The following is a 19,823-nucleotide window of genomic DNA, read 5'->3' on the forward strand; positions in this document are numbered from 1 at the left end:
CTTATCATATAGGCTTGGAGTGGTGTATCATTTTCAGGTAATGAAAAAAGATAACCATTCCAAGCTTTTAATATCAAGTTTTCTAGTTTACATAATATATATTATAGGAAGTATCGAATTATTGTAAACAAAAACGCCTTCTAAAAAGAAAACGTTTTTTACTGTTTATTCCATTGCTTCAACGACATGTTCTACAGGTTGTACTTTCAAAAATAAAATGCCCATGCCAACAATTGCTAAAACGGCAGCAATTAAAAATGGATAACTTGTTCCGAATGCTTCGCTAATGATGCCTGAACATAGCGGCGCAAATGCAGCGCCTAACCAGCGAATAAAATTATATGCACCACTTGTTACGCTACGTGCATATGGTGAATGTTCTATAACGGTTGTGGTAAACAATGCGTTGTTTATTCCTAAAATTAAGCCTGAGATGACGATTAAGACGATTCTAACCCATAGAATGTTAATAAGGCCTAATAAAATTAAAATGATCGCACAGGCTATTAATGTGAACTTTAATATGGTTTTAGAGTTGTATTTGGATTCTAAATCGTGCGCAACTTTGGCGGAGCCAAATGCAAGGCATAAACCCCAGGCGAAAAAGACAAAACCAATTTTGATTGCAGATAATCCAAGGACAAGTGGTGAAAAAGCGAGAATCGTAAAGAAACAATAATAATAGAACATCCCACTTAACGAAATTTGTAGGAATGGTTTATAGGTAAACAAATGCAACATTTGCTTAATTGGAACTTGCTTTTTATCGACCGTGGCTGTAGTGTTTTTTGGCGCTTTTACTTTAAATAAAATGAGCAAACATGCGATGAAAATTAAAATAGCTGTTGCTAAAAATGGATAACGCCATGAAAGATTCCCTAAAACACCACCAAGCAATGGACCAAATGCCATTCCGAGCCCCATCGCCGATTCATATAAGCCAATGGCGTGTGAGGTTGTATGAGAAAGTGAAATTAAAAGCGTCATAGCGGTCGCTAGAAACATCGAATTTCCGAATCCCCACCCTGCCCTAAAAATGGATAAAGCACCAATGCTATTTGAAAAACTACATAAGAGTGCAAAAATTGTTACTAAGAAAAGACCACCAACTATGAGCTTCTTATCTCCTACTTTACTGGCAATAATCCCGATTGGAATCATCATGATGGCCATTGTGAAAATATAGGCTGTAAACAGCATTTCAACTTGTGAATGTGTGGCACCAATACTTGAAGCGATACTCGGTAAAATTGGATCGACAATGCCGATCCCCATGAAGGCAAGTAGCGAAGCCGCAAAAGTAATCCACTTACCAGTATTTTTCTGTTGTTCAGTTAACATGTTCGTTCAACTTCTTTCTATTTTTTTCGACTTTATTAGTGTATCGCTATTTTATTTATATGTCAATATTTACATATGTTATTTTTGGCGAATTCTTTGCACAAATCTGCGAAATAGATTACAATGAGCAAGAAGAAAGCTACGAGAAAGGAAGTAAATTTTGTGAAGTCAAATATTAATTTGCTCGGCTATACTTTGCTTGAGATGATTGCCCGTGAAGCTTCAAGCGGCTATGACCTCGCTAATCGCCTGCGCATCATGCAAAATACAAATCACAGTCAGATTTACCCAATGCTCGCAAGGCTCGAAGATGAAGGCTATTTGATCGTTCACACGCAGCTGCAAGAAGGTAAACCAAATAAAAAGATTTACGCCATCACAGAAAACGGCATTTTTTTATTAAAAGAATGGTCCGAAACGGCACTTAAAATACCAGTGACGCGTGATGAATTTATTATTAAACTGCAACTGGATTGGCTGAACCCTGAACGAACGGCAATTCTTTTAGAAGAACGCATGACCTATTTAGAGGGCCAACTGCGATTGACAGAAGATAGTTTAGTCCATTTCGAGCAACTTTTAGGATTAGCCACAAAAAATGATTTTGTAAATAACATGTCCTACCAAATTTATTTGCGAAAACGCGACTTAATTCGCGCTGAAATCGATTGGTGCCGGGATATTTTAAAACATAAAAAATAAGCCTCCTATAGCGAAGGCTTATTTTTTATGCGTATGTGGCCGTTTTTAAAATCTCATTGGCCATTTTAATCGTTTCCTCATCAGGTGGTTCAATTCCTTCAAGCGGATAACGAATACCAAGTTCTTTCCATTTATAGACGCCCATCGTGTGATATACCAACACTTCAACGCGTTTTACGTTTGGCAACGTATCGATAAAGTCGCGTAAAGAAGTTAAATCAGCAGGATCATCTGTTTTTGTTGGGATTAAGACGTGGCGCACCCATATGGGTTGATTTTTATCGCGTAAATAATGCGCAAAATCTAAAATGGGGGCATTGGATTTCGTTGTAAGTTTTAAGTGCTTCTCAGGATTCATTTGTTTGATGTCAAGCAAGATTAAATCGGTCACTTCCATGAGCCGGTCTAACTTTTCAATGAATTCGGGTTCTCGTGTGAAACAACCACCACAACTATCGATGGTCGTATGAATCCCAGCTTTTTTACATAAAGTAAAGAACTCAATCAAGAAATCAATTTGCAGAAGTGGTTCACCACCACTCACAGTAACACCGCCGTCTGAAGCCTCCCAAAATTCACGGTATTTAATGGCCTCATCAAACACGTCTTGTGCGGAACGTTCTGTGCCTGTGCCAATTTTCCAAGTATCGGGGTTGTGACAGAACTGGCAACGCAGCAAACACCCCTGCATAAAAACAATAAAACGGATTCCCGGACCGTCAACCGTCCCCATTGATTCAACTGAATGTACGCGTCCCATTACTTCTGACATTACTAACCTCTTCCTTTCGATTGGCTTTAAAAAGGGGGATGCTGCTTCTCGCCTAGCATCCCCTTTTTTGAAATCTAATTTTTTAATTACATGCTTTCGTGCATTGTACGGTGGATAACGTCTAGTTGTTGTTCACGAGTAAGTTTGATGAAGTTAACTGCGTATCCAGAAACACGAATGGTTAATTGCGGATATTTTTCTGGGTGATCCATTGCATCCATTAACGTATCACGATTGAATACGTTGATGTTTAAATGATGCCCCATTTTACTAGAATAACCGTCTAACATCGCAACTAAGTTATTAATTTGAGATTCATCTTCGCGACCAAGCGCTTTTGGTACGATAGAGAATGTGTTAGAAATACCATCTTGACCATATTCATATGGTAATTTTGCTACGGAAGAAAGGGAAGCAAGTGCTCCTTTAGTGTCGCGTCCGTGCATTGGGTTCGCACCAGGTGCAAATGGTTCGCCAGCACGACGTCCGTCTGGTGTATTACCAGTTTTCTTACCATAAACAACGTTCGAAGTGATTGTAAGAACAGAAGTTGTATGAACAGAATCACGGTAAGTTTTGTGTTTTTTAACTTTTGTCATGAAGCGTTTTAGTAAGTCAACTGCAATTTCATCTACACGGTCATCATTGTTACCATATTTAGGGTATTCACCTTCGATTTGGTAATCTGTTACGATACCATCTTCGTCACGAATTGGCGTTACTTTAGCATATTTAATTGCAGAAAGTGAGTCGGCTGCAACAGATAAGCCGGCAATACCAGTTGCCATTGTACGTAAGACATGTGTATCATGTAAGGCCATTTCAATGCGTTCATAAGAATATTTGTCATGCATATAGTGAATAACATTTAATGTATTAAGGTAAAGTTCTGCAATCCATTCCATCATCGCATCATATTTTTCCATTACTTCGTCGTATTCAAGAACATCGCTCTCGATTGGACGGAAAGCTGGGCCAACTTGTGCTTTTGATTTTTCATCAACGCCACCGTTAATTGCGTATAGCAATGTTTTCGCTAAGTTCGCACGAGCGCCAAAGAATTGCATTTGTTTACCAACGCGCATGGCAGATACACAACATGCGATTGCATAGTCGTCGCCCCATTTAGGACGCATAACATCGTCATTTTCATATTGAATAGCAGATGTTTTAATCGACATTTTTGCACAGAATTTTTTAAATCCTGATGGAAGTTCAGTAGACCAAAGTACAGTTAAGTTTGGTTCTGGAGCTGGTCCTAAGTTGTCTAATGTATGCAAGAAACGGAAAGAGTTTTTCGTTACAAGCGGTAAACCATCTTCGCTAATTCCGGCGATGGATTCAGTTACCCAAGTAGGATCTCCAGAGAATAAGTCATTATAGTCAGGTGTACGAGCAAATTTAACAAGACGAAGTTTCATGATGAAGTGATCCACAATTTCTTGTGCTTCTTCTTCAGTAAGAACGCCGTTGCGCAAATCACGCTCTACATAGATGTCTAGGAATGTAGAAGTACGTCCTAAACTCATTGCCGCACCATTTTGTTCTTTAATTGCTGCTAGATAGCCCAGGTATAACCATTGGAACGCTTCTTGAGCAGTTTTTGCTGGCTTAGAAATATCAAAACCGTGTTTTTCCCCTAAAACTTTAAGTTCTTGAAGAGCACGAATTTGTTCGTTGATTTCTTCGCGTAAACGAATGATATCATCGCTCATAGTGCGAAGACCTGTGTTATTTAAATCTTGTTTCTTTTGGCTAATTAAGTAGTCAACGCCGTAAAGAGCTACGCGACGATAGTCCCCGATAATACGACCACGGCCATAAGCATCTGGTAAACCAGTAATAACCCCAGATTTACGAGCAGCACGCATTTCAGCAGTGTAAGCATCAAATACACCTTGGTTATGTGTTTTACGATATTCTGAGAAAATATGGCTGATTTCTTCATCAACTTTAAAGCCATAAGATTCTGCAGCTACTTCCGCCATACGGATACCACCGAATGGTTGTAAACCACGTTTAAATGGTTTGTCCGTTTGGAAACCAACAACTTTTTCTAAGTCTTTGTTTAAGTATCCTGGGTCATGTGAAGTGATGGTCGATACGATTTTTGTATCCATATCCAAAACGCCGCCGTTTTCACGTTCTTGCTTTGTTAAGTCCATAACTTGATCCCATAACTTGTTTGTTGCGTCTGTTGGGCCAACTAAAAAGCTGTCGTCCCCTTCATATAAGCGATAGTTTTTCAAAATGAAATCTCGTACGTCTACTTCTTCTTGCCAGTTACCACCAGTAAATTCATACCATTGTTCAGTCATTATGGAAACCCTCCTGTTATTTTGCTCATCTTCGAGCGTTTGTTAGTGAGCAAAGTTAGTTATATTTATACTGTTATCATAACATAAAATAAAAAAAATGCTACAGTTTTGTGCATCTTTTTTCAATCTTTTCTATTACATTTATGTTACATAATGCACAAATGGCTTTATTATCACTTGTTTTAAAGGTGTTTTAACTTTAGTGGAAAAAAATATTTTTATTTTAAAAATGATTTTAATTTGCCTGTATTAGTAAAAAGCACCATTTTTGTTATAGTACAGTTTTAGAAACCGCTTTCTGTTTCATATAATTGTTTTTCATGAAAACAACTACAGACTGATGACGAGGTAAAGCTTCCCTTTGTCATCAGTCTGATACGATACGCATTAGTTTAGAGTTGTTTCGTCCATAATTCTTTATTAGAAGTTGTAATTGCAGTCGCGCCAGCAGCTAAGACGGCATCAATTTGGCTTTGCCGTTCAATCAATCCGCCAGCAATAATGGGAATTTGAAGCTTTTCATGCATGTTTGCAATTTGTTCAGGTAAAATCCCTGGCAAAAGTTCAATCGCATCAGGCTGCACTTTTTCAACCAATTTCATGCCTTTTTGGTAGGCGCTTGAATCAATCATGAATAAACGCTGAATGGCCAGGACTTTATGTTGTTTGGCCTTTAAAATGACATTTCCACGTGTGGAAATAATGCCATCTGGACGAATTTGCTGGCAAATAAAATCAACCGCATAGTCATCATTCTTCAAACCATTAATTAAATCCGCATGGAGCAATACTTTTTTTCCCGTAGACTTCGCAAAATCAACGAGTGATTTCACTTGTGCCACATGTGTTTCAAGCATTACCATATACTGCACAGATTGCTCAGCGATTTTTTCAATATCGCGTTGATGATGAGCAGCCGGAATAATTTTTTGTCCGCCAAATAATTCCTTCACATTGTTCTCCTTACATGACCCGCTTAAACATTTTTTCAAGCTCATAGGTCGTATATTTAATAATAACAGGTCTCCCGTGCGGACAAGTAAACGGATCACTAGCCTCGCGGAGCGTATCAAGCAGTGCTTCCATATCAGCGGTCGTCAAATAGTGATTCGCCTTGATGGATTTTTTACAACTCATCATAATCGCAGTGTCTTCACGGAGCTTATGAATGCTAATGTTTGGAGCATGGAGCGCCTCATCCACAATTGCCCGAAGCGTCTCCTCCTCTTCTCCTTTTGGAAACCAGGTTGGATGAGCGCGAATAATAAAGCTATTTTGGCCGAAAGACTCTAAGAAAACGCCGACTTCTTTAAGCCGCTCCGTTTCAGCACTTAGACGAATGTATTCATCATTGGAAAATTCTAAGACAATCGGGACGAGCAATTCTTGTAGCTCGCGTTCCACCTCACCAATTTTCTCACGGAAAAATTCGTACTTAATGCGTTCTTGCGCCGCATGTTGATCGATGATAAAGAGCCCCTCTTCGTTTTGCGCCAAAATGTACGTCGCATGCATTTGCCCAATCGGATACATTTTTGGAATGCGCTCCTTCTTTTCTTCTGGCACAGGGGCCGCGTCCGTCACGTACTCTTCAGGCGGTTCTTTTAAAATCGAATCCCAATTCTCAACACCTTTTTCTTCAGGAATAAAGTCTGGGACATTTGGCTTTTCAAACAAAGTGGGTGGTTCTTGGCGCTTCGGTTCGCTTTCTGCTTCAAAGTCAATCTGCGTTTGTTCCGAAATGAGCTTCTCGCGTTTGGACACGCTCCCGTCTGGAATGAGCTGTAGCTTATGAAAAGCCTCTTTGATGGCCGCTGTAATCAGCTGACCGAGTTCCTTTTCTTTGCTTAGGCGGACTTCCAATTTTGCGGGGTGCACATTGACGTCAATGATAATCGGATCCATTTCAATTTGCAAAACAATAATCGGAAAACGCCCAATTGGCAATAGCGTATGGTAGCCTTCCTGAATGGCTTTCACAAGTGCGAAATTTTTAATGAAACGTCCGTTAATTATCGTTGAAATATAATTGCGATTCGAGCGATTGACTTCCGGTAAAACCCCGTACCCGCTCACTTTAAAGTCGAGTGATTCAGCAGAAATCGGCACAGTTTTCTTGGCAATTTGCACGCCATAAATCGCCGCAATGACTTGGCGTAAATCATTATTGCCGCTCGTATTTAAAAGTGGCTTGCCATTATGACTCAGGCGGAAACTAATTTCAGGATGCGCAAGCGCTAGACGGTTGACAACATCTGTAATGTTTCCGAGTTCAGTTGGCAAACTTTTTAAATATTTTAAGCGCGCTGGCGTATTGTAGAAAAGATCGCTTACTTCAATTTGCGTCCCGCGCCTTGCCGAATCACTATGCTTTTCTTTTTCGCGACCACCTTCGATGACAATTTTTGTCCCAGTTTCCCCCGTTGAAGTTGTCATTTCAACGCGTGCCACAGAAGCGATACTCGGAAGAGCTTCTCCTCTAAACCCTAGCGTGTGCACACGGAATAAATCATTTTCGTTTTTTATTTTGCTCGTTGCATGGCGCAAAAAGGCTGTTGAAACGTCTTCTGGATCAATGCCTGCACCGTTATCGATGACCGTCATTTTTGTCAGACCAGCTTCTTCTATTAAGATGTCAATGACAGTGCTTCCCGCATCAATCGCGTTTTCTACGAGTTCCTTGATGACCGAAGCAGGTCGTTCAACCACTTCACCTGCAGCAATTTTGTTCGATAGGTCGTCTGTTAATTCAATAATTTTGGCCATAAAATCACAACCCTTTATAATTTGCTTTGTAGTTCATACAATTTGTTCATTGCGTCCATTGGCGTCATCTGCATCAAATTCAATTTTTTAATTTCTTTTTCAACCAAACTACTTGCTGCCTGCTGCTTAACCGGCGTTTCCATTTCAAACAGCGGCAACTGCATATCGTCAGATACATCAGTCTTAGTTTCTTCTTTTGGAGCAGCGACCAGTTGATTCCCTTCCGCTTCAAGCGTTGCCAAAATCTCGGAAGCACGCTTAATTAAAGGGGCCGGCAATTCCGCAAGCTCCGCTACATGAATCCCGTAACTCTTATCTGCTGGACCTTCATTAATCTTATGAAGAAAAACGACTTTTCCATTTTCCTCTACCGCACTAACATGAATATTGCGCAGTTTTGGTAATTCGTCATCTAAAACCGTCAGTTCGTGGTAGTGGGTTGAAAATAACGTTTTGGCATGGACTTCACTGTGAATGTACTCAATAATCGCCTGAGCGAGCGCCATACCATCGTAAGTTGCCGTCCCGCGACCAATTTCATCGAATAAAATTAAGCTATTTGCTGTTGCATGCACAATCGCATTGCGCGCTTCAAGCATTTCCACCATAAAGGTACTCTGGCCAGCGATTAAATCGTCTGCCGCCCCAATTCGTGTGAAGACTTGATCGAAAATAGGAAGTGTCGCACGCTCTGCAGGAACAAAACAGCCAATTTGCGCGCAGATTGCCGTTAGCGCGACTTGACGCATATACGTACTTTTCCCCGACATGTTCGGTCCTGTAATGAGCAGGATTTCGCGATTCTCGTTCATCAGGCAATCATTGGCGACATAGCTCTGTGCACCCATTACTTTTTCAACGACCGGATGGCGACCTTGAACAATTTCGAGCTTGCCGTCTGCGCTTAACTCCGGGCGAATAAAGCGATTTTTTTCGCTAATTTCAGCAAAGCTTTGCAAGCAATCAATTTCACTTACCGCCTTTGCAAGCGCTTGAAGCCGCTCGATGTAGTCTTTGACAAATTCCCGAACTTCCGTAAACAATTTGTACTCAAGCTCAACACTTTTTTCTTCCGCATCTAAAATCAGTTTTTCCTTCTCTTTTAGCTCTGGAGTAATATAACGTTCGGCATTCGTCAGCGTTTGTTTTCGCTCATAACGCCCCTCTTGTAATAAATGCGTATTGGCGCGAGTCACTTCAATATAGTAGCCGAACACCCGATTGAAGCCCACTTTAAGCGATTTAATCCCCGTGAGTTCGCGCTCCTGCCGTTCCAGTTCAGCAATCCAAGTCTTCCCGTTTCGGCTGGCATCGCGGTATGTATCAAGTTCATCGTTGTAGCCATCGCGAATAATGCCCCCTTCACGAATCGAAATCGGCGGGGAATCAATTACAGCTTTTTCAAGTAAGTCAGTAAGGTCCTCACATGGATCAAGTTTTTCACCTAAACTATTTAAATGTTTGGCGCCTTCCATGTTCGTAAGTACAGCTTTAATCTTCGGAATTTGAAACAGTGAATTGCGGAGCTGAACTAGGTCGCGAGCATTGACATTTCCGTATGCAACCCGGCCAGATAAGCGTTCCAAGTCATAGACATTTTTTAAGTTTTCAACAAGTTCAACGCGCTCGAAGAAATGTTTCATCAATTCTTCTACATCATTTTGACGCCCAGTAATCATTTCATGATCAATAAGCGGGCGGTCAATCCATTGTTTGAGTAAGCGTCCGCCCATTGCTGTTTTTGTATGGTCTAGCAACCATAAAAGCGTCCCCACGCGTCCTTTGCCACGAATCGATTCCGAGAGTTCCAAGTTGCGCTTAGAATAGTAGTCCATTTTCATGAAGTGGCTCGTTTCGTAGTGAACAGCTTTTTGAAGGTGCCCTAAATCGCGTTTTTGTGTATCAGAAAGGTAGTTCAGTAATAAGGCAATCGCTTTTTTCTCCGAAAGAGCAGTGATGCGGTCAATAAGTTTATTCGCGAGCTCACAGCCTTCCGTTTCTTCATGATTTGAGATAAGCAGCCCCATTTGTTTAGTCAGTTCCTCAGATAAAAGGAGCGCGTCATCTTTACGAGCCACAAGTTCTTTTGCAGAAAGCGTTGTGAGTTCATTTAATAAACGATCTTCGCGTGATTCTAAAACGGTCGATTTGAGTTCCCCGGTTGATAGGTCACAGTAGGCAAAGCCAAATTCTTTATCCTCGTATAAATAAAAAGCCGCGATGTAGTTGTTTTCCTTCTCTTTCAACCCTTTTTCGTCCATCACGGTCCCGGGAGAAATCAGCTGAACAACTTCTCGTTTTACCATGCCTTTTGTCGTTTTTGGGTCTTCTACTTGTTCGCATATCGCTACTTTATAACCTTTTTCAATCAATGTATCAATATAGCCACTTGCTGAATGATAAGGTACACCACACATTGGGATTTTACCTTCTCCTCCGCCTTCACGCCCAGTTAGTGTAATTTCTAAAATTTGCGACGCATTTAACGCATCTTCAAAAAACATTTCATAAAAATCACCTAAGCGAAAGAAAAGGAAAGCATCTTGATAGTTCTCCTTAATACTCAAGTATTGTTGCATCATTGGTGTGTACGTTGTCATTTTCTACATCATCCCTTACTTCATCGCGTTTTTTTCATCTTTATATTATACCATAAATTTTTTATCGATTAAAAAATAAACAGACTGATGACGTTTTTTATCATCAGTCTAGATCTTTTTTCAATTCACTGTAAATCGAATCCGTAATCGTTTGGAGCAAATCATTGGCGTCGCTTTGGGCACGTCTAAATTCCCTCACAACAGGCAAATCATCAATTTCTTTTTTTAACTCTTCAATTTTTGCTTCTGACTGTTTCATTGCTTCATACTTTCCGTAATGTTCAAGGTTGACGGATTGCTTTTGCAGCTGTTTAATCTCCGCGATTTTAGCCTGCACTTTTTGGTTCGCATTAATTTGCTCTTCCGCTTTTTTATAAAATTCGATTTCCTCTGTATGTTCAAGCGCTTCTTTTAATTCCGCCGCTTTTTTCAAAATGTCTTCTTTCTTATACGGCATGCTTACACCCCTCTTTTATTCATAAAATGGATGATCATCATTGATTAAAATACGTTCAATTTTGGAAGCACGTCCTGTTTTTTCGTCTAAAGTTATTAAGCAACCAGATAATACGCCGCGTCCTTCTTTTGGTACTTCAAATCGCGTTGGCAGCTGTGTTTTAAAGCGGCGCAGCACAGCTTCTTTATTCATACCAAGAATCGCATCATACGGTCCAGTCATTCCCGCATCTGTTAAATAGGCCGTGCCTTCTGGCAAAATGCGATTATCCGCAGTTTGCACATGCGTATGTGTACCAACAACAGCTGAAACACGTCCATCTAAATGCCAACCCATCGCTTCTTTTTCACTCGTTGTTTCCGCGTGGAAATCAACAAAAATGACATTCGTTTTTTTAGTGGCTTCAGTAACGAGCGTATCAATCATTTCAAATGGATCTTTCAAATCTTGCCCCATAAACGTGCGCCCCTGCAAGTTAATCACCGCAACAAGCGTTTCATTTACTTTTACATACACAATGCCCGTTCCAGGCGTACCTGCTGGGTAGTTTGCTGGGCGCGCTAAATATTTCGCCTCATCAATAAACTCAAACACATCACGATTATCAAAACCATGATTGCCAAGCGTAACGGCATTCGCCCCTTGCTCTAAAAAGGTTTTATAAATTTTTTCTGTGATACCACGACCAGATGCAGAATTTTCACCATTCACAATCGTCACAGTAGGTTTGTATTTCTGCTTTAATTTCGGCAAATATTCCGTAATCATCTCACGACCAATCGAACCGACACAATCACCTATGAATAAAATTTTCATTTTTTGTTTCTCCGTTTCCTTCAAAAATTCGCTTAAAAAGCTTGATTTCGGCGTTCTAAAAGAGCAACATCCCGAAAAACACCATCCATCTTCCCTAAATTCTTATGTATACAAAGAGTTTCAAAACCAAATTTGTGATGGAGCGCAATGCTCGCCTGATTCTCCGGAAAAACAAGCGATGTCAGCGTCCAAAAGCCCGCTTTTTCACTCTCCGTAATCAAGCTTCTCATAAGCGCCTTGCCAACGCCCATTCCTTGTGCAGCCTTCGCAATATAAATACTTATTTCAGCAACACCACGGTAACTTGGCATGCTTGAAAAAGGCAAAAGTGCTGCCCAGCCAATGACTTCCCCCGCTTTTTTCGCAACGAAGCGGCAGTCCTTGAGGTATTTTGCATCCCATTCATAAAAGGTGAGCGGCTCAGTGAGAAACGTGGCATTTTTTGATTTAATGCCTTCTAAATGAATGGCCGCAACCTCTACATAATCATCTTGCTGCATCTTCTCAATTAAAATTTCCATCTCACATTGCCTCCCTTCAATTTAAAATCCGATACACGTTATAAATCCCCAAAACACTTGCCTTCCCGCCTAGCAAGCGAATTTCTTCGAGTGCATTTTGAACGAGCTCCGCCTTGTCTTCCGATAACAAGTCAATTAAAAAGAAATATTCCCCAAGCGCCGTTTTCAACGGACGCGATTCGATTTTGCTCATATCAATATTCCGCCAAGCAAACGTCGATAAAATTTTATGTAAGGCACCGGGAATATTGTTTGGTAGAAGAACGCTCACGGACGTTTTTTCCTCTTCTTTTTTTAAAGGAATCGACATCTTTTCCCTACTTAAAACGACAAAACGCGTTTGGTTTAACTCGATATCTTGCGCATTTTCCTTCACAATTTGAAGTCCGTATTCTAAAGCCGCCATACGCGGTGCAATAGCCGCCACAAGCTCATTTTCATGTTCACTCACCCATTTAGCAGCATAAGCCGTAGAAGGAGTTGCTTCGCGCACCGCGCCGTATAATTCTTCTTTCAAAAAAGTCTCACATTGTGCGAGCCCTTGTGGGTGACTCATGACTTTTTGAACAGACTGCCAAGAAGCCGCATTCATTTTATGTACCATAATATGTTGGGCAATGGGCAAAACAAGTTCCGCCTGAATAGGCACATTTGAAAAGTGAAACAAGTAATCAAGCGTAATATTTACGCCACCTTCAATCGTGTTTTCAACAGGAACGACAGCCGCATCGACTTCGTTATTTTGAATCGTCATAATGCACTCTGGAATAGAGGTAGCAGGAATTAAATCAGCCGTAGGAAAAGCACTCTTCGCCGCACTATGCGTAAAAGAAGCCGCAGGTCCAAGATAAGCAATTTTCATAAGGTAAACGCTCCTTTCTAACCAAGTATCAGGCTGATAAACATGTTTATCAGCCTGATTTTAGTTTTCTACGCCAAAACGGCGCCGGTTACTCTTGGAATTCGAATTCAAAATCAAGCAGGCGAACCGTGTCGCCATCTTCCGCACCGCGCTTACGGAGTTCCTCATCAACGCCCATCGCACGGAGCTGTCTTGCAAAGCGATTAATCGAAGCATCTCTTTCGAAGTTTGTCATCGCAAATAGTCGCTCTACTTTTTCACCACTTAACACAAAAGCGCCGTCTGGGTCACGTGAAATGACAAAATCAGGTTCTTCTGCTTCAAATTTATATAACACCGTATTTTCTTCTTCTTTTTCGAGCAGTTCATCGAGCGGGAATTCAGGCGTTGTTTCCAGCTTGTCAGCGATAGCGAGTAGGAGAGCATTCAACCCTGTTTTAGTTAAAGCTGAGATTGGAAAAACGGGAATATCCTCGTCTAGTTTTTCTTTGAATTTTTGCAAATTAAGTTCAGCATCCGGCATATCCATCTTGTTCGCCACGACGATTTGCGGACGCTCTAAAAGGCGTAAATTGTATTCTTCAAGCTCCTTATTTATCGTCACGAAATCTTCATAAGGTTCGCGGCCTTCCGCACCAGACATATCTACGACGTGTACAATGACACGCGTCCGTTCAATGTGGCGTAAAAATTGGTGTCCTAAACCAACACCTTGGCTCGCGCCTTCAATGAGCCCCGGCAAGTCAGCCATTACAAAACTACGACCATCGCCTGTATCCACCATACCTAAGTTTGGAACAAGCGTCGTAAAATGATACGCAGCAATTTTTGGGCGCGCCGCAGAAACAATTGAAAGTAGTGTTGATTTTCCAACGCTTGGGAATCCAACTAGCCCCACATCAGCAAGCACTTTTAATTCAAGCTGAATATTGCGTTCTTGTCCCGGTTCTCCGTTTTCAGATAGTTCTGGTGCAGGATTCGCTGGTGTTGCAAAACGTTTATTTCCGCGTCCCCCGCGTCCACCTTTGGCGATAATAGCGCGCTGTCCGTGTGCCACTAAATCTGCAATCGTTTCGTCCGTATCAAGATCTTTCACAAGCGTACCAGGCGGGACAGGAATAACTAAATCGCTTGCACCACGTCCATGCATACTTTTACTCATTCCGTTTTCTCCGTGCTCCGCTTTAAATTTGCGTTTAAAACGAAAATCGACTAAAGTACGCAATCCTTCATCTACTTGAAAAACAACATTGGCCCCTTTGCCACCGTCGCCACCAGCAGGTCCACCATTTGGAACGAATTTCTCGCGACGAAAAGCAACCATACCATCGCCGCCATTCCCCGCTTTTACATTTATCTTAACCTGATCTACAAACATATCGTTTTAATCTCCCGTTCTTTAAAAGTCTTATTTAACATTATATCAATAAAATTGCCAATCACACAACATTTTATTTACGCGCACAAAAAAAGGTGCTAGAAACATCCTAACACCTCTTCTTTTCTTATTTAAATGCTTGCGCCGCTTTAACAGCTTTGTGCCAGCCTTCATATAGCGTTTCGCGTTCATCGTCCTTCATTTCAACTTCAAATTTCTTGTCGAGTTTCCAACGTTTGACGATTTCGTTTTTGTCTTCCCAAACACCAACCGCAAGTCCCGCCAAATACGCAGCGCCTAAAACGGTCGTCTCCAAATTGTCTGGCCGCTCAACTGGAACATTCAAAATGTCCGCCTGGAACTGCATCAGAAAATCGTTTGCGGAAGCACCTCCGTCAACACGAAGGGCTTTAAGCTTAATCTTCGAGTCTTCCTCCATCGCATGAAGCACATCACGTGTTTGATACGCCAGTGATTCAAGAGTCGCCCGAACAAATTGCTCTTTCTCTGTGCCGCGCGTTAAGCCGAAAACAGCACCACGCACATCTGAATCCCAATATGGTGCGCCTAGTCCAACAAACGCCGGTACGACATAAACACCATCAGAGGACTCAATCTTTTCTGCATAGCCTTGTGAGTCGCTTGATTGACGTAACATACGTAAACCATCGCGTAACCACTGAATAGCTGATCCAGCAACGAAAATACTACCTTCTAGCGCATACTCCACTTTTCCATCTAATCCCCATGCAAGTGTTGTCAGCAAGCCATTTTCAGACCGAACTGCCTTTTCTCCAGTATTCATGAGCAAGAAGCAACCCGTTCCATACGTATTTTTCGCCATACCACTTTCAAAACAACCTTGTCCGAATAAAGCAGATTGCTGGTCACCGGCAATGCCTGCCACTGGGACTTCCTCGCCAAAGAAATGGTAAGGTACGGTTGTTTCATAAACCTCAGAAGAAGGACGAACTTCAGGAAGCATCGATTTTGGAATATTTAACATATCCAGTAGTTCATCGTCCCATTTCAAATCATAAATATTGTAGAGCAGTGTACGTGATGCGTTAGAATAATCTGTGACATGAGCTTTTCCGCCAGTTAATTTCCAAACAAGCCAACTATCAATCGTTCCAAATAGTAATTCCCCATTTTCAGCGCGTTCTTGTGCGCCTTCCACATTGTCTAAAATCCACCGAACTTTCGTACCTGAAAAATAAGCGTCAATTAAAAGACCCGTTTTTTCACGAACCATATCTTCCTTGCCTGCTTCTTTTAGCTCCTTACAAATGTCTGCCGTTTGGCGCGATTGCCAAACAATTGCATTATAGATTGGATTTCCAGTTTCCTTATCCCAAACAACAGCTGTTTCACGTTGGTTAGTAATCCCGATACCCGCAATTTGTTTAGAGGAAATATTCGTTTTCAACAGAACGCCTGCAATGACGGCTAGTATGGAAGCCCAAATTTCGTTTGCATTATGTTCCACCCAACCTGGCTTTGGGAAAATTTGTTCAAATTCTTCTTGTTCTACCCCAATAACTTCGCCGTCACTATCAATAATCATTGCCCGTGAACTGGTTGTCCCTTGATCGAGCGCTAAAATGTATTTTTTTTCCACTACAATTGCCTCCTTTAAGTATTTTGGGGATACGCTCATCCCCAGATTATCTTATGTGTATTATACTAAATCTTTTTTCTTGTCGATTGTCATTGCAAAAATTAAAACGAGTACGAATAATGCCGCAAAAACCCATAACCAGACACCCATGTCTTTATTTACGACAGCGTTATAAACAAGTGCTCCAAGTCCTCCGCCTAAAATTGGTCCAAGGACTGGGACCCAAGAATAAGACCAATCTGAGCCACCTTTTCCCGAAATTGGCCAAACAAAGTGAGCAATACGCGGTCCTAAATCACGAGCGGGATTAATGGCATAACCTGTCGTTCCACCTAGACTCATACCAATTACAACGATTAGTCCGCCAACAGCAAGTGGATTCAAGCCGTTAGCAAATTGGTTCGCTCCTAAAGATAATAACCCAAAAACTAAAATAAAAGTACCTAATGCTTCACCAAAAAAGTTAGATGTATAATGCCGAATTGCTGGTGCAGTTGAGAAAACGCCTAATTTTGTCGCTTTATCTTCTGTTTTTTTCCAGTGCGGGTAGTAGTGTAACCAGACGAGTGTTGCCCCAATAAATGCGCCGATAAACTGAGCGGCAATATACGGGAGAACATAGTCCCAAGGGAATGCTCCTGCAAGCGCCATTCCAACGGTTACAGCAGGATTTAAGTGCGCCATGCTCATGTAACCGGAAACATAAACGCCCATTGTAACGGCGAGTCCCCAGGCAATCGCAACAACGACCCAGCCTGCATTCTCAGCTTTAGACCATTTGAGTGAAACGCCAGCTACAACGCCTCCCCCAAAAAGTACCAGTACAGCAGTCCCCAGTAACTCTCCTAAGAACTGTGTGCCTAAACTAGTGTCAATCATTTAGAACATCTCCTTTTTATCCTTAAGTTTGGTCCGTCTTTCTTTTATTCCCCTTAACGAACAAGCCAAACTTCATTTTATTTCAAAAAAAGAATGACAACCAAAACATTGGCAAATTATGAAAATTGCCGTTCTGATTGTCATCTCTTCTCCTGACAAGTTGATTAACTTGGTTCTATTAAATCACACTAGGAAAGCGCTGTCAACGAATGAACTTGCTATATTTTTCACATGTGGGAAGGATATATTTCATTCTTATGTAACGATTTTCAGCTATGACAGAAATATTTTCACATAAAAAAACCAAGGTGATAAACACCTCGGTTTTGATTTTACGCTTCTTGCGCAGCAGGATAAACACTAACTTTTTTCTTGTCACGACCCATACGTTCAAAACGTACGACGCCGTCAGTTTTAGCGAAAAGTGTATCATCGCCTCCACGACCAACGTTAGTTCCTGGATAAATTTTTGTTCCACGTTGACGATAAAGGATGGAACCGCCAGTAACGAATTGACCGTCTGCACGTTTCGCTCCTAGACGTTTAGACTCGGAATCACGACCATTGGAAGTGGAACCACCGCCTTTTTTGTGGGCAAAATGTTGAATATCAAATTTTAACATGAAATACACCTCCTATTTGGAGTTTATTTTAATATGATCAGGATAGCTGTACGCTAATGACCTAAGTTGATTCACCATTCCATTTAATAGGATTTGAACATTACTGTTTGCTACAAATTCTTCTGGAACTGTGTAAAAAAGATAACCGGATTCCTCTTCAAAAATCGGGGGAACACCTTCCATATCTTCTAAAGCACCAATCATTCCAAAAACAATGGATGACGCCCCTGCACAAACAAGATCTCTCCCATTTTCCGCAAAATCAGCATGTCCACTCATTGTAAACGAAACAATTTGTTCATTTTTCCAATTAATATTGACTTGAATCATGGTTTCGTCCTTTCAAATTAAGCATTGATTGCATCAATCGTTAATTTTGTGTAAGGTTGACGATGACCTTGTTTTTTGTGGTAGTTCTTCTTAGGTTTATATTTATAAACCGTAAGTTTCTTAGCGCGACCTTGTTTTGTAAGCTTAGCCGTAACAGTTGCTCCTTCAACAAAAGGAACACCCACCTTAGCTGCATCGCCGCCTACGAAAAGAACTTTATCAAAAGTTACCACATCACCAACTTCTCCTGCTAATTTCTCAACATAGATTTCTTGGCCAGCTTCAACTTTGATTTGTTTCCCACCAGTTTCAATAATTGCGTACATACTTGCACCTCCTCATACTCAGACTCGCCATCGTTGGGGGCAAAAATGCACTTGACCCAATTCTGTGCGGTTGTAGCGTGGTGCGCTACAAACATAACAGTAAAATAATATCATACAGAGTCTCTAGTGTCAATCTTTATTCTACTCGCGCAATTTGATAAAAAGGTACCGTTTCATCTGCAATTTCCCAGTCAATTGGTGCGTCAGCTAAAACGCCTAGATCTAAAAAAGCAGATAAAACAGCTTCCGTTGTGATGATTAAAATAAAATTAAGCGAACTAAGGTTATATGTTTTGAGCTCTCGTTCGAGTTCATACGCAAGTGAATTGGCAGATTTCACATGCCCTATCCCTTTGCAACTTGGACAGACATCAGAAGTGATTTCAAGAAGAGAGGCCTCTTTTTTTCGCCGTGTTAGTTGCATAAGCCCTGTTTTCGAAAAACCAGCAACTTGTGTTGTCACGAGCTCTTCTCTCACCAAACGTTCCATTTCCTCCAAAAGTTTTGCATGATCAACATCAGACATACCACCAATAAAGTCAATCACAATAAACCCACTAATTTGTCGCAGGCGCATTTGACGTAAAATTTCAGGAATAGCTTCAAAATTCACTTTTGATACTGTTTTTTCCTTCGTGAAATCACCTGAAAAGCTCCCTGAATTCACATCAATCACCCACATTGCTTCGGTTTTTTCAATAAACAAGGAAGACCCGTTTTTTAGATGAACGATAGGCTGCAACAATTTGACAAGGCTCCCGCTCAGCTTAAACGTATCGAAAATATCATCGTCTGCCACTAACTTTGTAGCAAACGGAAAGGAAACATCAGAAAAAACTTCTTTCACCTGATAAGCCTCGATAAAACGTGTGATTTTTTCAAAAAATAAATCTTCTGATGCATGAATAAGTCCCGGACGCTTTTGTTTCGCCGCTTTCTGCTCAAGCAAAGCGAATTCCCCGCGCAATTCTTCCAAGTGCGAAAAAAGCTCCGCTTCCGCCAAATTTTCCGCATCAGAACGGATAATAACCGCTTCTTCTGGCTTTAAAATATTGGTCACTGTGTCCCGTAACCTCGTTTTCTCATTTTCAGTTATGCGCTTTGAAACCGATACATATGATTTTCCTTTCATATAAACCAAATAAGAATTTGAAACCTCGACAATCCCCGTGACAAGAGGCAATTTTGTTTTCGACCCCATTCGAACAACTTGTACAAGCAAACGTGCGCCTTGCGTTGCGGCAACGTATTCAGGCAAGTCTTTTAAATGTAGGAAGCCCTTTTCAAACCCAAGATTCAAAAAAGCAGCATCTAATTTTTTATCAATCTTTTCAATTTGCGCTAAAAAAATATGACCTACTTGAGCATTTTGGCTCGGCCGAAAAAGTTGAAAATCAACCAATTGTTTATTATGAGTGACAGCAATTCGTTTTTCCGTATTTTTTGCATTAATAATAAGTTGCGGCATTAAAATCCCCACCTTCTTTAAAAAAAGCCCCCTTTTCAGAGGG

The 19,823-nt window shown here is 41.1% G+C and carries 18 protein-coding genes and 1 other annotated feature; of the genes, 1 reads left to right on the plus strand and 17 read right to left on the minus strand.

Annotated features, from left to right (window positions below; genetic code table 11):
* Positions 1-165 precede the first annotated feature (165 nt).
* Positions 166-1,341, minus strand: a complete 1,176-nt coding sequence (locus BN1609_RS00590; protein WP_088808922.1) for an MFS transporter — start codon at positions 1,339-1,341, stop codon at positions 166-168.
* 123 nt (positions 1,342-1,464) lie between these two features.
* Between BN1609_RS00590 and BN1609_RS00595 the strand changes: the two genes are divergently transcribed.
* Complete coding sequence (locus tag BN1609_RS00595) at positions 1,465-2,043, plus strand: PadR family transcriptional regulator (protein WP_162859578.1); 579 nt, start codon at positions 1,465-1,467, stop codon at positions 2,041-2,043.
* A gap of 25 nt (positions 2,044-2,068) precedes the next feature.
* Here BN1609_RS00595 and pflA read toward each other — a convergent pair whose 3' ends face one another.
* The 16 genes from pflA to BN1609_RS00675 all read right to left on the minus strand — a co-directional run bounded on the left by pflA (position 2,069) and on the right by BN1609_RS00675 (position 19,780).
* Entirely contained in the window at positions 2,069-2,815 is a 747-nt protein-coding gene (gene pflA / locus BN1609_RS00600) for a pyruvate formate-lyase-activating protein (protein WP_088840398.1), read from the minus strand.
* 86 nt (positions 2,816-2,901) lie between these two features.
* On the minus strand, positions 2,902-5,133 hold the full coding sequence (pflB, locus tag BN1609_RS00605; protein WP_088808919.1) for a formate C-acetyltransferase: 2,232 nt from the start codon (positions 5,131-5,133) through the stop codon (positions 2,902-2,904).
* 392 nt (positions 5,134-5,525) lie between these two features.
* Positions 5,526-6,086: a glycerol-3-phosphate responsive antiterminator gene (locus BN1609_RS00610; protein WP_088808918.1), complete on the minus strand. Its 561-nt coding sequence runs from the start codon at positions 6,084-6,086 to the stop codon at positions 5,526-5,528.
* Positions 6,087-6,096: 10 nt separating this feature from the next.
* On the minus strand, positions 6,097-7,899 hold the full coding sequence (mutL, locus tag BN1609_RS00615; protein ID WP_088808917.1) for a DNA mismatch repair endonuclease MutL: 1,803 nt from the start codon (positions 7,897-7,899) through the stop codon (positions 6,097-6,099).
* Between the two features lie 14 nt (positions 7,900-7,913).
* Positions 7,914-10,499, minus strand: a complete 2,586-nt coding sequence (gene mutS / locus BN1609_RS00620; RefSeq protein ID WP_088808916.1) for a DNA mismatch repair protein MutS — start codon at positions 10,497-10,499, stop codon at positions 7,914-7,916.
* A gap of 103 nt (positions 10,500-10,602) precedes the next feature.
* The gene (locus BN1609_RS00625) at positions 10,603-10,956 is read right to left on the minus strand and encodes a RicAFT regulatory complex protein RicA family protein (RefSeq protein WP_088808915.1); all 354 of its coding nucleotides are present in this window, start codon (positions 10,954-10,956) and stop codon (positions 10,603-10,605) included.
* A 15-nt stretch (positions 10,957-10,971) separates the two neighbouring features.
* Positions 10,972-11,772 (minus strand): TIGR00282 family metallophosphoesterase, encoded by an 801-nt coding sequence (locus BN1609_RS00630; protein WP_088808914.1) that lies wholly within the window; start codon positions 11,770-11,772, stop codon positions 10,972-10,974.
* Positions 11,773-11,804: 32 nt separating this feature from the next.
* A complete protein-coding gene (locus BN1609_RS00635; RefSeq protein WP_240310276.1) occupies positions 11,805-12,293 on the minus strand; it encodes a GNAT family N-acetyltransferase in 489 nt (162 codons plus the stop codon).
* A 16-nt stretch (positions 12,294-12,309) separates the two neighbouring features.
* Positions 12,310-13,155 (minus strand): prephenate dehydratase, encoded by an 846-nt coding sequence (pheA, locus tag BN1609_RS00640; RefSeq protein WP_088808913.1) that lies wholly within the window; start codon positions 13,153-13,155, stop codon positions 12,310-12,312.
* Between the two features lie 88 nt (positions 13,156-13,243).
* Positions 13,244-14,533 (minus strand): GTPase ObgE, encoded by a 1,290-nt coding sequence (obgE, locus tag BN1609_RS00645; protein ID WP_088808912.1) that lies wholly within the window; start codon positions 14,531-14,533, stop codon positions 13,244-13,246.
* A 127-nt stretch (positions 14,534-14,660) separates the two neighbouring features.
* Positions 14,661-16,154 (minus strand): glycerol kinase GlpK, encoded by a 1,494-nt coding sequence (gene glpK / locus BN1609_RS00650; protein ID WP_088808911.1) that lies wholly within the window; start codon positions 16,152-16,154, stop codon positions 14,661-14,663.
* 60 nt (positions 16,155-16,214) lie between these two features.
* Positions 16,215-17,033, minus strand: a complete 819-nt coding sequence (locus tag BN1609_RS00655) for an MIP/aquaporin family protein (protein ID WP_088808910.1) — start codon at positions 17,031-17,033, stop codon at positions 16,215-16,217.
* 332 nt (positions 17,034-17,365) lie between these two features.
* Positions 17,366-17,656: a 50S ribosomal protein L27 gene (rpmA, locus tag BN1609_RS00660; RefSeq protein WP_007475125.1), complete on the minus strand. Its 291-nt coding sequence runs from the start codon at positions 17,654-17,656 to the stop codon at positions 17,366-17,368.
* Between the two features lie 12 nt (positions 17,657-17,668).
* The gene (locus BN1609_RS00665; RefSeq protein WP_088808909.1) at positions 17,669-17,986 is read right to left on the minus strand and encodes a ribosomal-processing cysteine protease Prp; all 318 of its coding nucleotides are present in this window, start codon (positions 17,984-17,986) and stop codon (positions 17,669-17,671) included.
* A gap of 17 nt (positions 17,987-18,003) precedes the next feature.
* Positions 18,004-18,312: a 50S ribosomal protein L21 gene (gene rplU, locus BN1609_RS00670; protein WP_088808908.1), complete on the minus strand. Its 309-nt coding sequence runs from the start codon at positions 18,310-18,312 to the stop codon at positions 18,004-18,006.
* Positions 18,313-18,322: 10 nt separating this feature from the next.
* Positions 18,323-18,394: a sequence feature (ribosomal protein L21 leader region), on the minus strand.
* A 54-nt stretch (positions 18,395-18,448) separates the two neighbouring features.
* Positions 18,449-19,780, minus strand: coding sequence for a ribonuclease E/G (locus BN1609_RS00675; protein WP_088815256.1), 1,332 nt, complete (start codon positions 19,778-19,780; stop codon positions 18,449-18,451).
* Positions 19,781-19,823 lie beyond the last annotated feature (43 nt).

The sequence above is a fragment of the Listeria sp. ILCC797 genome (assembly GCF_900186185.1).
In the GTDB taxonomy this organism is placed as follows: domain Bacteria; phylum Bacillota; class Bacilli; order Lactobacillales; family Listeriaceae; genus Listeria; species Listeria goaensis.

Bases quoted from the DNA above. Each gene is read 5' to 3' on its own strand.
- rpmA (WP_007475125.1), bottom strand. From the start codon at position 17,656: ATGTTAAAATTTGATATTCAACATTTTGCCCACAAAAAAGGCGGTGGT.
- BN1609_RS00665 (WP_088808909.1), bottom strand. From the start codon at position 17,986: ATGATTCAAGTCAATATTAATTGGAAAAATGAACAAATTGTTTCGTTT.
- BN1609_RS00635 (WP_240310276.1), bottom strand. From the start codon at position 12,293: ATGGAAATTTTAATTGAGAAGATGCAGCAAGATGATTATGTAGAGGTT.
- BN1609_RS00595 (WP_162859578.1), top strand. From the start codon at position 1,465: ATGAGCAAGAAGAAAGCTACGAGAAAGGAAGTAAATTTTGTGAAGTCA.
- pflB (WP_088808919.1), bottom strand. From the start codon at position 5,133: ATGACTGAACAATGGTATGAATTTACTGGTGGTAACTGGCAAGAAGAA.
- BN1609_RS00625 (WP_088808915.1), bottom strand. From the start codon at position 10,956: ATGCCGTATAAGAAAGAAGACATTTTGAAAAAAGCGGCGGAATTAAAA.
- mutL (WP_088808917.1), bottom strand. From the start codon at position 7,899: ATGGCCAAAATTATTGAATTAACAGACGACCTATCGAACAAAATTGCT.
- mutS (WP_088808916.1), bottom strand. From the start codon at position 10,499: ATGACAACGTACACACCAATGATGCAACAATACTTGAGTATTAAGGAG.
- pflA (WP_088840398.1), bottom strand. From the start codon at position 2,815: ATGTCAGAAGTAATGGGACGCGTACATTCAGTTGAATCAATGGGGACG.
- BN1609_RS00655 (WP_088808910.1), bottom strand. From the start codon at position 17,033: ATGATTGACACTAGTTTAGGCACACAGTTCTTAGGAGAGTTACTGGGG.
- rplU (WP_088808908.1), bottom strand. From the start codon at position 18,312: ATGTACGCAATTATTGAAACTGGTGGGAAACAAATCAAAGTTGAAGCT.
- BN1609_RS00590 (WP_088808922.1), bottom strand. From the start codon at position 1,341: ATGTTAACTGAACAACAGAAAAATACTGGTAAGTGGATTACTTTTGCG.
- BN1609_RS00675 (WP_088815256.1), bottom strand. From the start codon at position 19,780: ATGCCGCAACTTATTATTAATGCAAAAAATACGGAAAAACGAATTGCT.
- obgE (WP_088808912.1), bottom strand. From the start codon at position 14,533: ATGTTTGTAGATCAGGTTAAGATAAATGTAAAAGCGGGGAATGGCGGC.
- BN1609_RS00630 (WP_088808914.1), bottom strand. From the start codon at position 11,772: ATGAAAATTTTATTCATAGGTGATTGTGTCGGTTCGATTGGTCGTGAG.
- pheA (WP_088808913.1), bottom strand. From the start codon at position 13,155: ATGAAAATTGCTTATCTTGGACCTGCGGCTTCTTTTACGCATAGTGCG.